Source organism: Actinosynnema sp. ALI-1.44 (assembly GCF_001984155.1).
Taxonomy (GTDB): Bacteria; Actinomycetota; Actinomycetes; order Mycobacteriales; family Pseudonocardiaceae; genus Kibdelosporangium.
The window spans coordinates 141,354-154,927 of record NZ_MTQO01000038.1; the positions used below are offsets into that span (position 1 = coordinate 141,354).

Annotated in this window: 11 protein-coding genes; 4 read left to right on the forward strand and 7 right to left on the reverse strand. The window is 68.9% G+C overall.

Features of this window, described 5'->3' with window-relative positions:
• Positions 1–4: 4 nt before the first annotated feature.
• The 3 genes from ALI144C_RS12395 to ALI144C_RS12405 form a co-directional block, all read right to left on the reverse strand.
• Positions 5–1,294 (reverse strand): dicarboxylate/amino acid:cation symporter, encoded by a 1,290-nt coding sequence (locus tag ALI144C_RS12395; RefSeq protein ID WP_076987223.1) that lies wholly within the window; start codon positions 1,292–1,294, stop codon positions 5–7.
• Positions 1,295–1,503: 209 nt separating this feature from the next.
• A complete protein-coding gene (locus tag ALI144C_RS12400) occupies positions 1,504–2,112 on the reverse strand; it encodes a Maf family protein (RefSeq protein WP_076987224.1) in 609 nt (202 codons plus the stop codon).
• A gap of 12 nt (positions 2,113–2,124) precedes the next feature.
• Positions 2,125–3,474, reverse strand: coding sequence for a DHA2 family efflux MFS transporter permease subunit (locus ALI144C_RS12405; RefSeq protein ID WP_076987225.1), 1,350 nt, complete (start codon positions 3,472–3,474; stop codon positions 2,125–2,127).
• Positions 3,475–3,606: 132 nt separating this feature from the next.
• Here ALI144C_RS12405 and ALI144C_RS12410 point away from each other — a divergent pair, with 132 nt between their 5' ends.
• Entirely contained in the window at positions 3,607–6,372 is a 2,766-nt protein-coding gene (locus ALI144C_RS12410; RefSeq protein WP_076987226.1) for an NB-ARC domain-containing protein, read from the forward strand.
• Positions 6,373–6,444: 72 nt separating this feature from the next.
• Positions 6,445–7,143, forward strand: a complete 699-nt coding sequence (locus tag ALI144C_RS12415; protein WP_076987227.1) for an alpha/beta fold hydrolase — start codon at positions 6,445–6,447, stop codon at positions 7,141–7,143.
• Here ALI144C_RS12415 and ALI144C_RS12420 read toward each other — a convergent pair.
• Both ALI144C_RS12420 and ALI144C_RS12425 read right to left on the reverse strand, forming a co-directional pair.
• Positions 7,121–9,016 carry a Xaa-Pro dipeptidyl-peptidase gene (locus ALI144C_RS12420; RefSeq protein ID WP_237774108.1) on the reverse strand — a complete coding sequence of 632 codons (1,896 nt, stop codon included), beginning with the start codon at positions 9,014–9,016 and terminating at the stop codon, positions 7,121–7,123. The genes ALI144C_RS12415 and ALI144C_RS12420 overlap by 23 nt on opposite strands.
• 82 nt (positions 9,017–9,098) lie before the next feature.
• Complete coding sequence (locus ALI144C_RS12425; RefSeq protein WP_076987228.1) at positions 9,099–9,881, reverse strand: AraC family transcriptional regulator; 783 nt, start codon at positions 9,879–9,881, stop codon at positions 9,099–9,101.
• A gap of 84 nt (positions 9,882–9,965) precedes the next feature.
• Between ALI144C_RS12425 and ALI144C_RS12430 the strand changes: the two genes are divergently transcribed.
• Positions 9,966–10,781: an NmrA family NAD(P)-binding protein gene (locus tag ALI144C_RS12430; protein WP_076987229.1), complete on the forward strand. Its 816-nt coding sequence runs from the start codon at positions 9,966–9,968 to the stop codon at positions 10,779–10,781.
• A 68-nt stretch (positions 10,782–10,849) separates the two neighbouring features.
• Here ALI144C_RS12430 and ALI144C_RS12435 read toward each other — a convergent pair whose 3' ends face one another.
• The gene (locus ALI144C_RS12435) at positions 10,850–11,065 is read right to left on the reverse strand and encodes an acyl-CoA carboxylase subunit epsilon (protein ID WP_076987230.1); all 216 of its coding nucleotides are present in this window, start codon (positions 11,063–11,065) and stop codon (positions 10,850–10,852) included.
• A complete protein-coding gene (locus ALI144C_RS12440) occupies positions 11,062–12,708 on the reverse strand; it encodes an acyl-CoA carboxylase subunit beta (protein ID WP_076987231.1) in 1,647 nt (548 codons plus the stop codon). Before ALI144C_RS12440 ends, ALI144C_RS12435 begins: the two co-directional genes overlap by 4 nt.
• 75 nt (positions 12,709–12,783) lie before the next feature.
• Between ALI144C_RS12440 and ALI144C_RS12445 the strand changes: the two genes are divergently transcribed.
• Complete coding sequence (locus ALI144C_RS12445) at positions 12,784–13,563, forward strand: biotin--[acetyl-CoA-carboxylase] ligase (protein ID WP_237774109.1); 780 nt, start codon at positions 12,784–12,786, stop codon at positions 13,561–13,563.
• Positions 13,564–13,574 lie beyond the last annotated feature (11 nt).

The window sequence follows — 13,574 nt, forward strand, 5'->3', positions numbered from 1 at the left end:
CAAGTCAGACACGTGCCGGTGCGGTGTTGAGCACCTCTTCGTCCAGCAGGTCCTCCTGCCGGGCGACCAGCACGGGCACGGTGATCTGGCCTGCGACGTTGGTCGCGGTCCGGGCCATGTCCAGGATCGGGTCGATGGCGATCACGATCGCCAGACCGGTCGCGGTGACCTCGGGCGGCAGGCCGATCGCGCTCAGCGTGAGCGTGAGCATCGTGAACCACCCGGTCGTCCCGGCGGTCGCCAGTGAGCCGAACACCGCGACCAGCACGATGCCGATGTACTGCACCACGCTCAGCTGGATGCCGGCCAAGTTGGCGATGAAGACCGACGCCAGCGCCGGGTAGAGCGCCGCGCAGCCGTCCATCTTGGTCGTCGTGCCCAGCGGTACCGCGAACCCGGCGTACCCGGGGGAGACGCCGAGGTCGACCGCGCTCTGGCGGCTCAGCGGCAGGGTGGCGCCGGACGAACGGGACACGAACGCGAACTGCAGCGCGTTCCACGACTTGGCGAAGAACTGCCGCGGGTTGATCCTGCCGACGAACCGCAGCAGCAGCGGGTAGACCACGAACGTGATCAGCGCCGTACCCAGGTAGACCGTCCAGACCAGGGAGAACAGCGGTTTGATGAACTGGTTGCCGTAGGTGGCGAACGACTTGCCGATCAGGCCGAGCACGCCGATCGGCGCGAGCAGGATGATCCAGCCGAGCACTTTCTGGATCACGTCGAACACGGCCTGGTTGACCGTGACGAACGGCTGGGCCCGCTCGCCGAGCGCGTACGTGGCCGCGGCGACGATCAGGGCGAGGAAGACGACCTGGAGCACCTTGCCGTCGGCGAAGGCCTCCAGGAAGTTGTCCGGGACAAGGCCTTGCAGGAACGTCCACCAGTTGCCGACCGCGCGGTCCTCGATCTTGGCGATGTTGGCCTTGGACGGTGTGACCTGGACGCCCGCGCCGGGCTGGACGATCAGGCCGATGATGATGCCGAGCAGCACAGCTATCAGCGACGTGATGGCGAACCACATGAGGGTCCTGCCGCCGAGCCGGGTGGCGGTGCGCGGCCCGCCGAGGCCGCGCAGGCTGTTCACGCCGACGACGATCGCGGTGAACACCAGGGGGATGACGGTGAACTGCAACAGGTTCGTGAAGATGGTGGCGATGGTGGTGAGTGCCTCGGACAGCCACTTGATGCCCGAGTCCTTGGCCAAGAAGCCGAGTAAGGCGCCGATGACGAGGGCGCCGAGCGTGATGAGACCGAAGACTTTGGGTTTGGTGTAGGTGCGGACGACGGACATGCGGTGCTCCAGCTGGTGTGGGCGGACAGGACTCGCAGAGCAGTCCGTGCCGTCACATGGAGCTGGCGAGCCGACCCTGGTCGAGGTAACGACGCTGCGTCAGTAACAGGGCACCACGCACAGTGATGACGTCCTTTCCGAAGAAACCAGTGGTCCAGAACAATCCACTGGTGACACATCTTCCGGAACGTCCCACGGTGTGACCAGCCTTACCAGAATGTGGTCACGCTGATCCCGGTCTCCGCGAGCAGCCTGCGGGTCAGCGGCAGGCTGATGCCGATCACGCTGCCGTGGTTGCCGTCGATCCCGTCGACGAACCAGCTGCCCTTGCCGTCGATGGTGAACCCACCGGCGACGGTCAACGGCTCACCGCTGGCGATGTACGCGTCCAGTTCGGCCTCGGTGGGCTTGCCGAACCGGACAACCGTGCTCTCCCAGTCACTCGCGTGCCTGGCCGGTTCGCCGTTCTCGAGCACGATCACCGCGTGGCCGGTGATCAGTTCGCCGCTGTTGCCCGCCATCGAGGCCCACCGCTGCCTCGCGCGTTCGGGCGTGCCCGGCTTGCCGAGGATCTCGCCGTTGATCGACAGCATGGAGTCGCACGCCACGATCACCGCGTCCCGTTCGGCCGTTTGCTCTGCCACGGCTTGCGCTTTGGCACGGGCGAGCGCGGTTACGAGTTCCTGGTGGCTCGCGTCCGGAAGGCCCGCGGTGACGGCGTCCTCGTCCACACCGGACACATGCACGAGCGGGTCGATCCCGGCTTGGCGGAGAACACCGAGGCGGGCTGGTGACTGTGAGGCGAGAATGAAGCGCACACCGCAGCGTAACTAGTGTGCGCCTACTAGCTCGCCGCGCATCCGTGCCGCCGTGAACGCGGCGCCGAGCAGCACGAGCGCGGGCAGCAGCATGGTGATCCGCGCGGCGTCGACCAGGTCGGTGGACGCGACCTGCATGAGCAGTCCGGCGGCGGCGCTGCCGAGGACGTTGCCCACTTGGCGCGCCATGTTGTAGACGCCCGCGCCCGCGCCGATCAGCCGCGGTTCGAGGCCCGAGATGGTGGTGCTGCCGAGCGGCCCGAAGATCGTGCCGATTCCCACGCCGCACAGCACCAGGCCGGGCACCAGCGCCCACGCGTCGAGGCCGGGCTGGGCGATCACCGCGACGCTCCCGATGCCCACGGCGTACGCGACCAGACCGCCGATGACGATGTACTTGCCGTCGACGCGGTCGGACAACCGTCCCGCGAACGGCGCGAGCACGGCCGACACCACGGACATGGGCCCCATGAAAAGCCCGGCCTGCAACGGACTCATGCGGAGCGTGGTCTGCAGGTAGATGATCAGCGGGATGAACATCGCGGCCATCGCGAACCCGATCAGCACGCCGGTGAGGCTGCCGAACGAGAACGTCCGGCTGGAGAACAGCCGCAGCGGCAGCAGCGGCTCGTTCGGATTCCTGCGCTGCCACCACAGGAAGGCCAGGACGAGGACGACGCCGGTGGCGAGGACGGCCGCGACGGTGGTGTGGTCGAACAAGCCGCCGTTCTGGATCCCGAACACCAATGCGAACAACCCGAGGGAACTCAGCACGATCCCGGGAACGTCGAAGCGGTGGCTGTGCCCCGGCCGCCAGTCGGGTACCAGGGCGAGTACGAGCACGAGCGCCATGACCCCGACGGGTACGTTGACGAAGAAGATCCATTCCCAGCCGAGGCTCTGCGTCAGCAGCCCGCCGAGAGCGGGACCGGTGACCGTGGCGAGACCGGCGACCGAGCCCCACACGCCCATCGCGGCACCGCGGTTGGTGGGGAAGAGGTGGCTGATGAACGCCATGGACTGCGGAGTCATCGCGGCCGCACCGAGTCCCTGCACCGCGCGGGCGGCGATCAGGCCGTCGGCCCCGTCGGCGAGCCCGCACCACAGCGAGGCGGCGGTGAAGATCACCAGCCCGGCCAGGTACAGCCTGCGCGGGCCGAACCGGTCACCGAGCCGCCCGGTGAGCAGCAACGGCACCGCGAACGTCAGCAGGTACACGCTGTTGACCCAGAAGACCTCGTTCAAGGTGGCGGGCAGGCCCGTCATCAGGCTGGGCACCGCCACCTGGACGATCGTCGAGTCCACCAGGATCATGAAGAACCCGAAGCACAACGCGAACAACGCCGCCCAGTTCTTCTCCATTTCGCGAACCTACGGGCGCGCCCGCAACGGTCCCGCAACACGCAGGTCAGACCCACCGGACATAGGTGACCGGTCGCCCCGGCCGTCAGCCGTGCCACGCTGGGTTCCAGGCGATCGGGAGGTGGGGAAGACGTGGCAAGCCGGTTCGGCACGCTGTTGCGGCGGCTGCGCCTGGAAACGGGGCTGACGCAGCAGCAACTGGAGGAGCGGTCCGGCGTTTCCGTTCGCGCGATCAGCAGACTCGAAGCCGGTCACGGCGGCAACCCCCGCGTGATCACGGTGCGGCTGCTGGCCGACGCCCTGCCGTTGGAGGCACGGGAGCGGGACAAGCTGCTGGCTGCCGCCACCGGTCCCGGAGCCGTCGAGACCCGCTCAGGCAACGGTGAGACGGCCAGGCAGTTGCCCGCGCCGCCGACTGCGTTCGTCGGACGGGAAGACGCGCTGGCAGCGTTGGACAAGGGGCTCGACGGGACCACCGAGTCGGTCGGGATCTGCACGATCAGCGGCGGCGCGGGGATCGGCAAGACCTGGCTGGCCTTGCGCTGGGCGCACGACAACGCCGACCGTTTCCCGGACGGGCACCTGGTCGTCGACCTGCGCGGGTCCCGTAACGATCCCATGGATCCCGCGGCGGCGGTGCGCGGTTTCCTCGACGCGCTCGGCGTCGACGCGATGCCGGACAGCCAGGAGGCCCAAGTCGGTCTGTACCGCAGCCTCACCGCGGGCAGGCGGATGCTGATCCTGGTGGATGACGCCGCCGACGCCGACCAGGTCGGCCCGTTGTTGCCCGGCAGCCCCACCTGCACAGTGATTGTGACCAGCCGCGACAGCCTCGCCGGGCTGGTCGCCGCGCACGGTGCCCGGCCGATCCTGCTCGGCGCGCTGAACGCCACCGACGCGCGCGAGGTGCTGACGTGTCGTCTCGGCCACCAGCGGGTGGCCGCCGAACCCGCTGCTGTGGAGGACATCCTGGCCCGCTGTGCCGGGCTTCCCCGTGCGCTGAGCGCGGTTGCCGCCCGCGCTGTCCTCCAGCCGGGCGTCTCGTTGGCCGAGTTGATGAATCCCGACGCGCGACCGCGCAGGTCCGACGACCTGCCGGTGCCGCGGCAGTTGCCGCTGACCATCAGGGACTTCACCGGTCGCGCCGAACACCTGGCCGCTCTCGACGCGCTCGCGCTCGGCCGGGGCGACTCGGTGGTGATCACCGCCATCGACGGCACCGCCGGGGTCGGCAAGACCGCTTTGGCGGTGCACTGGGCACATCGGGTGCAGCACAGGTTCCCCGGCGGCACCCTGTACGCCAATCTGCGTGGCTACAGTCCCGGCGTCCCGGCCACACCGGGCGACGTCCTCGCCTGCTTCCTCGGGGCGTTGGGCACACCGCCGGAGCGGATCCCGGCGGATATGGAGGAACGGGCCGGGTTGTTCCGGTCGGTGCTGGCCGACCGGCAGGTGTTGATCGTGCTCGACAACGCGGGCAGCGCCGCGCAGGTCCGCCCGTTGTTGCCGGGCGGAGCCGGATCCGCCGTGGTGGTGACCAGCCGGGCGCACCTGTCCGGGCTGGTGGTCGGAGAAGGCGCGAACCGGATCACGCTGGACCTGTTCACCGAGTGCGAGGCGCTGGATCTGGTGAACGCCCTGCTCCGCCCGCTGCGAGCGGGCACCCAGCCCGGTGCGGTGGCGGAGTTGATCAGGGCGTGCGCCCGGTTGCCGTTGGCGCTCCGGATCGCCGCGGGCCGCGCGGTCGCCCAGCCGCACTCGACGATCGCCGACCTGGTGGCCGACCTGGACAGCGAACAAGGCCGTTGGGAGGCGCTGCGGACCGCGGCCGACGAGCACACCGCGGTGCGGACCGTCTTCGACTGGTCCTACCACCGGCTCACCGGCGATCAGGCGCGGATGTTGCGGCGGCTCGGCCTGAACCCCGGACCGGAGTTCAGTGTCCACGCCGCGGCGGCGGTCGCGGGCACCGATGTGGCCGCCGCACGGCGGTTGCTCGCGGTGCTCGCCGAGGTGCACCTGATCGAACCCGTTGCCAGGGACCGGTACCGCTTCCACGACCTGCTGCACGCCTATGCGGCCGATCGCGCCGAGCGGGACGACAGCCCTGTCGATCGTGACCACGCTCGGCGCACTCTGTTGGGCTGGTACGCCCACCACGCCAAGATGGCGTACCTGACCGTCGTCCCCCGGCTCGCCGACTGGATCGTCGGCGCGGGCGTGGAAACGCACGCCTGTCCCGAGATCGTCCTCTCCGGCCCGGTGGAGGCGTGGGCGTGGGGCGACGCCGAGTTCGGCAACGTGTCCGCCGCGAGTCGTGTCGCCGCCCGCCACGGTCTGCACGGGCTCGCCGTCATACTGGCTGGCACGTCCGCCGCGGCTCTTTCCCTGCAAGGGCTTTGGAATGACGTGTTCGACGTGTTCGATCTCGGCCTTGCCTCCGCCCGGCACACCGGCGACCGGACAGCGGAGTGCCAACTGCTCAACAGCATCGGGTGCGCGCTCCAGTGCATGTCCAGGTATCAGGAGGCCGTCGAGCGCGTTCGTGCCGCGATCGTCCTGGCGGGTGAACTCGGCGACCGGGGGCTGCAGGCGGTGGCGCACAGCCACCTCGGTTGGATATGCGTCGAGCAGGAGCGGTACGCCGACGCGGAAGATCATTTGCGGGCCGCTCTCCGGCTCGGAGACGGCTCGCGGCACGGGTATCTGAGGGGTTTCGTCGAGTACAGCCTCAGCGCGGTGTGCGACCACGACGAAACCCTGTGGCGGACCGACTTCATCCACCGCGCCGTGTCCTGTTGGCGGATCGCGATGGAAACCTACGACAGGCTCACCGATCCCGGTACCGCGGAACTCCGCGTGCGGCTGGCCGAACTGGCGGTGAGAACGGGTCGATGACCCGCCGACCTTACCTTGACTAACCAAGGCAGCACGCCATACCTTGAGTGCTCAAGGTATGGAGGTGCTCATATGGTCGACCTGACGATCTGGCGTGACGACACAACGCTGCGAGGCACGGCCATCGGTGACGGCCCGACCGTTCTCCTGCTCCACGCAGGCGGCGAGCGCCGTGGTGTCTGGGCGCCGGTCGCGGAGGCGCTCAGTCGGTGCGGGCTTCGGACCGTGGCCTACGACTTGCGTGGCCATGGGGACAGCACGGGGCAAGCGACGACACTGCCGTTGGTCGCGGATGACGTCGCTGTGATGATCCACGGAGAACGGGCGCCACTTGTCGTGGTCGGCGCTTCCCTGGGCGGGTTGGCGGCGATCGCGGCCCTCGCCGACCCAAGCGTGGCACAACGCGTCGCCGGACTGGTGCTCGTCGATGTCGTGCCGGATCCCGATCTGCCGGAGGTGCGCGCCTGGCTGGACGAACACGGCCTGCTCGACACCCAGCCCGAACTCGTCGAGGACATCCTCGCGCGTGGGCCCGACCTCCTGGCGGTGACCGCGAAGATCGAGCCACCGATCCTGCTGGTGCGTGCTGGCCCGGACTCGCCGATAGGTGATGCGGAGGTGGAACGGCTCCGCGCCGCCAATCCGGGGGTCACGGTCGACCAGGTGACCTCTGCGGGCCACCTGGTCGCGCGTGATGCACCCGACGAACTCGCCCGCATCCTCGCGGACTACGCGTCGGCGTGTCTTGTTAGCGCAGTTGACCAGGGGTGATGTCGTCCTGGACCCGCGTTGCCTCCAATGCGGGGTGTGTCGTCGCGCCCTTCGGCAGCGTGCCGATGATCGGCACCTGGATCGACGTCTCGGCCAGGTGCACGGTGATCTGGGGCAGTTGCGACGGGCTGGTGGTCGCGGACGAGTCGGTCGGCGCGATCACCAGCGCCAGCCTGTGGTTGCGCGGAACGACGTAGTCCGTGGCGTACAGGCGGAAACTCATCGTGTACTTCGTGCCGGGCGTCAGCGTCCGCGGTGTGCTCAGCGACGAGTAGTTCGCCAGGTCCGCCCAGCCCCTCGCGACGACGGTGGCGTCCACAGTGGACGTCGTCGCTTCCGTTTCCCTGTAGCAGGCGTCATCGCCGGGCCGGTTCTCGCCCCAGCACGTCTCGTTGGTCAGGGTCCGGACGCCCTCGCCCGATGTGCCTCGGATCGTCGCGGGGCCGTAGTCCACAAGGAACGCGGACAGGTGTGCGGTCGGTTTGGACGGCGTCACCGCGACCGTCAGACGCGAAATCCCCGCGATGCGGACGTCGGAGGTCAACGGGCCGGTGCTGTAGAGGACACGCCGTGCCGAAGTGGAGTTCGGCGAGGCGATGAACGACGACGCCGTGCCGGAACCGCTGTCGGTGAAGGACGAAGTCGACGAACCCGGCATCTGGCTCAACGTGCCGACACCCGCGACGGACCCGGGGACCGGGTACAACCGTTGGGACTGCACGCCGGACGGCGGCCAGGTCGGCGAGTCGGCCCACTGGTTCACGCCGCGCTCGACCGACACCTGCGGCTCGTGCTCGATCCCGTTCTGGACGTCCAGCAGCCAGCGGTCGAACCAGCGGTGCAGGGTGCGCACCCACTCGGCGCGGCGGAAGTCGAACGGGTCGACGTGCCCGGTCTGCGACAACCACAGCTTGCGGGGCACCGACGCGGGAATCGACTCGAGCCACTGGCCCCAGTTGATCGGCTTGACGTTCAGGTCCGCGCGGCCGTTGACCGAGAAGACCGCTGCCTTGACGTTGCCCGCGTTGCGCACGAAGTCGCGCTGCTGCCACATCGCGGTGTAGTCGCCGTTCGACGGTGCGCCGTTCGTCATCTCCGTGCGCACCGCGCCGCAACGGGACTTGGCGTTGCTGTTCTCGAAGCCGGACGCGAGGCTCGTCGGCGTCCCGAAGCCGCGCAGCGAGACACCGTCCGATCGGAACCAGTCGTACCATGAGCTGATCCCCGCGATCGGCACGATCGTGCGCAGGCCGTCGACGCCGGTCGCCGCGACACCGTGGGTGATGCTGCCGTCCCACGACTTGCCGATCATCGCCGCCGCGCCGGTCGACCACGACGCGGCTTTGGTCGTCCCGCCCGACGCGGCCGAGTACCCGGTCGCGCGGCCGTTGAGCCAGTCGATCACGGCCTTGCCGGAGGCGATCTCGGAGCGGCCGCCGGTGTCCATGCAGCCGGTCGACCGGTTCGAACCGCTGAAGTCGACCAGCGCCACCGCGTACCCGCGTGGCACGAAGTAGTTGTCGTAGAACAGGGGGAACTTCACCGGCACGCCGTTGGAGTACGTCTTGACCTCGGACTCGTTGCCACGCCCTGCCGTCGCGTAGTACGGACTGGCGTCGATGATCACCGGAACGCGGTCGGTGGTCGCCGGGCGGACGATGTCGGCCGCCACCCGGTCACCGACGCCGTTGTTGTCCAGGTCCAGCCCGATGTCCACCCACACGGTCTCCCGGACGGCGTCCGCGAGCGAGTGGACCGGCTGCGTGACACCCTGTTTCACCACGAACGCCGGTTGCGCCGCACCCGCGGGCGCAACGACCAAACCCGACACCAAGCCGACAAGCCCGGCCGTCAGCCAGCCACGAATCGCCATGCCGATCACGCTAAAACGCGCCGCGGGGAGGCGTCAGGGCCGAAAGGTGGCAAAGGGTTCCCAGTTAAGGTTCACCTGTCGGTCACGCTCGGCACAGGGCACGGCATTCGGTCGGGCTGATCCCGTGGAAGCGCTTGAACGCCGTGCTGAACCCGAACGCGTCCGCGTACCCGACGCGGTGCGCGACCGCCGCGACCGTCGACGTGGACTCGGCCAGCAGGTCCGCGGCCAGCGTCATCCGCCAGTCCTTCAGGTACGTCAGCGGCGGCTTGCCCACGACCTTCACGAACCGTTCGGCCAGCGTCGTACGCGACACACCGGCCTCGCTGGCGAGCGCGGCCAGCGTCCACTGTTTGCCGGGCGCCGCGTGCATCGCCCGCAGCACCGGACCCAGCGTCTCGTCGTGCCACCCCACGGGCGCCGCTGGCTGCTGGTCGAACCAGGCCCGCAACGTGCACACCAGCAGCCATTCGAGCAGGCGGTCCTGCACGACCTGTCGGCCGGGCGCGTTCGCGGTGAACTGGGTGACCAGGTAGTCGCGGATCGACGAGCAGTCGTCCTCGTCCGGCAGGACCAGCATCGGCGGCAACACGTCCAGCAGCCGCCGTTCGACGGCGCCGCGCACGGGATAAGCACCGACCAGCAGCAGGCTGTACTCGTCCGAGCTGGCGGTGAACGGGCCGCGCACGACCGCCGTCTCACCGACGCTGACAACCCCGTCCGGCAGCGTCACCGAGCCCTTCAGCGGTGCGAGCAGGGTCAGGGCCGCGTCGCAGGTGAAACGCCACGGCGCCGCCAGTTCCTCGATGCCGACGTCGGCGCCGTCCGACCGGATACCGCGCAGCAGCTCATCGACCGGATCCATGCACCCAACTCTACGGACGAACGGACATGTCACCCGGACGGCGAACCATGGTCGTCGCACGCAGCGGGCGGTTGACTCGCTGCCATGACGATTCTGGTGCTGGGTGGGACGGGCAAGACCGGGCGTCCGCTGGTGGAGAACCTGCGGGCGCGCGGTGCGGACGTGCGGGTGGCGACCCGCAGGAGCGGAACACGGTTCGACTGGTCCGACCAGGACACATGGGCGGCGGCCGTCGAAGGGGCGTCGACGGTCTACTTGGTCGCGCCGTACGAGCCGGAGTCCGCCGCGATCTTCGTCAAGCAGGCGGTCGAGGCGGGTGTGCGCCGGTTCGTCGCACTGTCCGGACGCGACGTGGACCGGTTCCCCGCCGAGTACTTCCAGGGCATGGCAGCGGGGGAACGGGCCGTGCGCGACTCGGGTGTGGAGTGGACGATCCTGCGGCCGAACAACTTCAACCAGAACTTCGACGACCCGGACATCTGGCTGGCACCGCTGCGGGACGGACGGCTGGCCCTGCCGATCGGGGACACACCCGAGCCGTTCATCGACGCCAGGGACATCGCCGCCGTCGCCGCCGTGGCGTTGACCGAGGACGGCCACCACGAGCAGGTGTACACGTTGTCGGGGCCACAGGCGCTCACGTTCGGCGCGGTCGTGGACACCATCGCCAAGGCATCGGGACGGTCCATCCGCTACGAGGAGCTCACCCCGGAGCAGTACCGGGACGAGCTCCTGGCCCAGGGAGCCCCCGAGGAGGCCGCGGCCGAGATCAACGCGATGTTCACCGAGATGCGCGGCGGCCTCTACGCCGAACCACGCGACGGCGTGCAGCGCGTGCTCGGCCGCGACCCGATCGATTTCGACTCGTACGTCTCCGCCACCGTCACCGCATGGCGCTAGCTTGGCAACCAATGTGGCCTTCGTTGCGGAAAACGCTACGAAGGCCACATTGGTTGCACACAACAGCGTCAGTGGGGGAAGCCGGACGCGCGCCAGGCTCCCGGGCCTGGCCGCACCTGGGCACGCATCCGTGAAGCCGGATCGCCCCAAGCGGAGCGCTGTTCGGGCTCGGCTTCCTCGGCCGGTCCGGGCAGTGAAGCCACGACAGCGGTCAGGGCCGCGAGTTCCGCGTCGTCCGGCGTGCCGCGCACGATCCGCAGCAGAGGCCTGTCGTCCGAGCTCATAGCGGGATGTTCCCGTGCTTCTTGGGCAACGACGTCTCGCGCTTGTCACGCAGCATCCGCAACGCGCGTGCGACATAGCCACGCGTGTACGAGGGCGGGATGACGGAGTCGACGTAACCGCGTTCCGCTGCCGCGTACGGGTTGAGCAACGTGTCCTCGTACTCCTGCACGAGTTCCGCGCGCAACGCTTCGACGTCCTTGCCGTTGTCGGCTGCCTTGGCGAGTGTCTTGCGGTGCACGATGTTCGCGGCGCCCTGTGCTCCCATGACCGCGATCTGGGCGGTCGGCCACGCGAGATTCATGTCCGCGCCGAGGTGCTTGGAGCCCATGACGTCGTACGCGCCACCGAACGCCTTGCGCGTAATGACCGTCACCTTGGGCACGGTCGCTTCGGCGTACGCGTAGATGAGCTTGGCGCCGCGGCGGATGATGCCGTTCCATTCCTGGTCGGTGCCTGGCAGGAAGCCTGGCACGTCCACGAACGTCAGCACCGGCACGTTGAAGGCGTCACACGTGCGCACGAACCGGGCCGCCTTCTCCGACGCGTCGATGTCCAGGCAACCCGCGAACTGGGTCGGCTGGTTGGCCACGACACCGACCGCGCGTCCTTCCACACGGCCGAAGCCGACCAGGATGTTCGGCGCGAACAGTTCCTGCACCTCGAGGAACTCGCCGTCGTCGAGCACGCGCGTGATGACCTCGTGCATGTCGTACGGCTGGTTCGGCGAGTCCGGGATCAGGGTGTCCAGCTCGTGGTCGGTGTCGGTCAGCGTCTCGGCCAGCGAGCCGTCACCGGTGTCCGCACCGGGGAAGACGGGCGGGTCGGACAGGTTGTTCGAAGGCAGGTACGACAGCAGGTCCTTGACGTACGCGATGGCGTCGTCCTCGTCACTGCTCATGTAGTGCGCGACGCCGGACTTCGTGTTGTGCGTGCGCGCCCCGCCGAGTTCCTCGAACGTCACCTCCTCGCCGGTCACCGTCTTGACCACGTCAGGTCCGGTGATGAACATCTGCGAGGTCTGGTCGACCATCACCACGAAATCCGTCAAAGCGGGCGAATAGACGTGCCCGCCCGCGTTCGCGCCCATGATCAGCGAGATCTGCGGGATCACGCCGGACGCCCGGGTGTTGCGCATGAAGATCTCGCCGTAGAGGCCGAGCGAGACCACGCCTTCCTGGATGCGCGCCCCGCCGCCCTCGTTGATGCCGATGATCGGCCGGCCGGTCTTGATCGCCAGGTCCATCACCTTGACGATCTTCTCGCCGTACACCTCGCCGAGGGCGCCGCCGAACACCGTCACGTCCTGGCTGAACACGCACACCGGACGGCCGTCGACGGTGCCGTAACCGGTCACCACGCCGTCGCCGTACGGTCGGTTCTTCTCCAGCCCGAAGTTCGTCGACCGGTGCCTGGCCAGCTCGTCCAGCTCGACGAACGAGCCGGGATCCAGCAGCAGGTCGATCCGCTCACGGGCGGTTTTCTTGCCCTTGGCGTGCTGCTTCTCCACGGCGCGGGCCGAGCCTGCGTGCACGGCCTCGTCGTTGCGGCGGTAGAGATCCGCCAGCTTGCCTGCCGTGGTGTGGATGTCGGCGGACGTGTCTGCACCGGGTGGCGGCCCGAGGGGTTGTGACGCACTGCTCATGAAGAGGCAGCCTAGCCACGCGCGCCCCGGCGCGGTTTCCTCACGTTGCTCACGTCACGCCTTAATGTCATAGGTGTGGACGGCGACTACCTTGCCCAGCGTTTGACGCAGCCGACCGGACCCTATGCGGGGCTCACGGTCGTGGACAGCACCGAGTCGACCAACGCGGATCTGGACCGGCAGCGGCCACCGGACCGCACAGTCCTGATCGCGCGGCAGCAAACCGCTGGTGAGGGCAGGCGTTCGCGGTCGTGGACGTCGCCACCGGGCGGGCTGTACGTCAGCATCTACTACGCACCGGGCGTACCGGGGCACCGGTTGCCGTGGCTGACGCTGCTGGCCGGGGTCGCCCTGGTGAACGTCTCCATGTCGACAGGCGTGCCCGCGGTGTTGAAGTGGCCGAATGACCTGCTGCTCGGCCCCGACCGCAGGAAGGGCGCCGGTGTCCTGGCGACGACCAGCCAGAACGGCGTCGTCCTCGGGATCGGGCTGAACGTCCAGCCGGTGGCGGCCGAACTGGCCCCCGGCGGTCTCCAGCCGACCTCGCTGGCAGCCGAAGGCGCCGACGAGCTCGACCTGACTGTCCTGGCGGAGCGGTTGCTGGTGGAGCTCGACCGCTGGGAGGCGCCGTGGCGTGCGGCGGACGGCGACCCGTTCGCCAGCGGCCTGCACGAGGAGTACCGCAAGCACTGCGTGACCCTCGGCCAGGAGGTGCGCGTCGAGCTGGGCGACGGCTCGTTCGAGGGCACCGCGCGGTACCTGGAAACGGACGGAACGCTCGTGGTCCGCGACGCCGACGGGCACGACCGGTCGGTCCCCGCCGGTGATGTCGTGCACCTGCGGGCGGCTACTTAGGTCGAGATCCG

Coding starts and splice junctions, on each gene's coding strand:
- ALI144C_RS12395 (WP_076987223.1), bottom strand. CDS start 1,294: ATGTCCGTCGTCCGCACCTACACCAAACCCAAAGTCTTCGGTCTCATC.
- ALI144C_RS12435 (WP_076987230.1), bottom strand. CDS start 11,065: ATGAGCTCGGACGACAGGCCTCTGCTGCGGATCGTGCGCGGCACGCCG.
- ALI144C_RS12430 (WP_076987229.1), top strand. CDS start 9,966: ATGACGATTCTGGTGCTGGGTGGGACGGGCAAGACCGGGCGTCCGCTG.
- ALI144C_RS12415 (WP_076987227.1), top strand. CDS start 6,445: ATGGTCGACCTGACGATCTGGCGTGACGACACAACGCTGCGAGGCACG.
- ALI144C_RS12440 (WP_076987231.1), bottom strand. CDS start 12,708: ATGAGCAGTGCGTCACAACCCCTCGGGCCGCCACCCGGTGCAGACACG.
- ALI144C_RS12425 (WP_076987228.1), bottom strand. CDS start 9,881: ATGGATCCGGTCGATGAGCTGCTGCGCGGTATCCGGTCGGACGGCGCC.
- ALI144C_RS12420 (WP_237774108.1), bottom strand. CDS start 9,016: ATGGCGATTCGTGGCTGGCTGACGGCCGGGCTTGTCGGCTTGGTGTCG.
- ALI144C_RS12405 (WP_076987225.1), bottom strand. CDS start 3,474: ATGGAGAAGAACTGGGCGGCGTTGTTCGCGTTGTGCTTCGGGTTCTTC.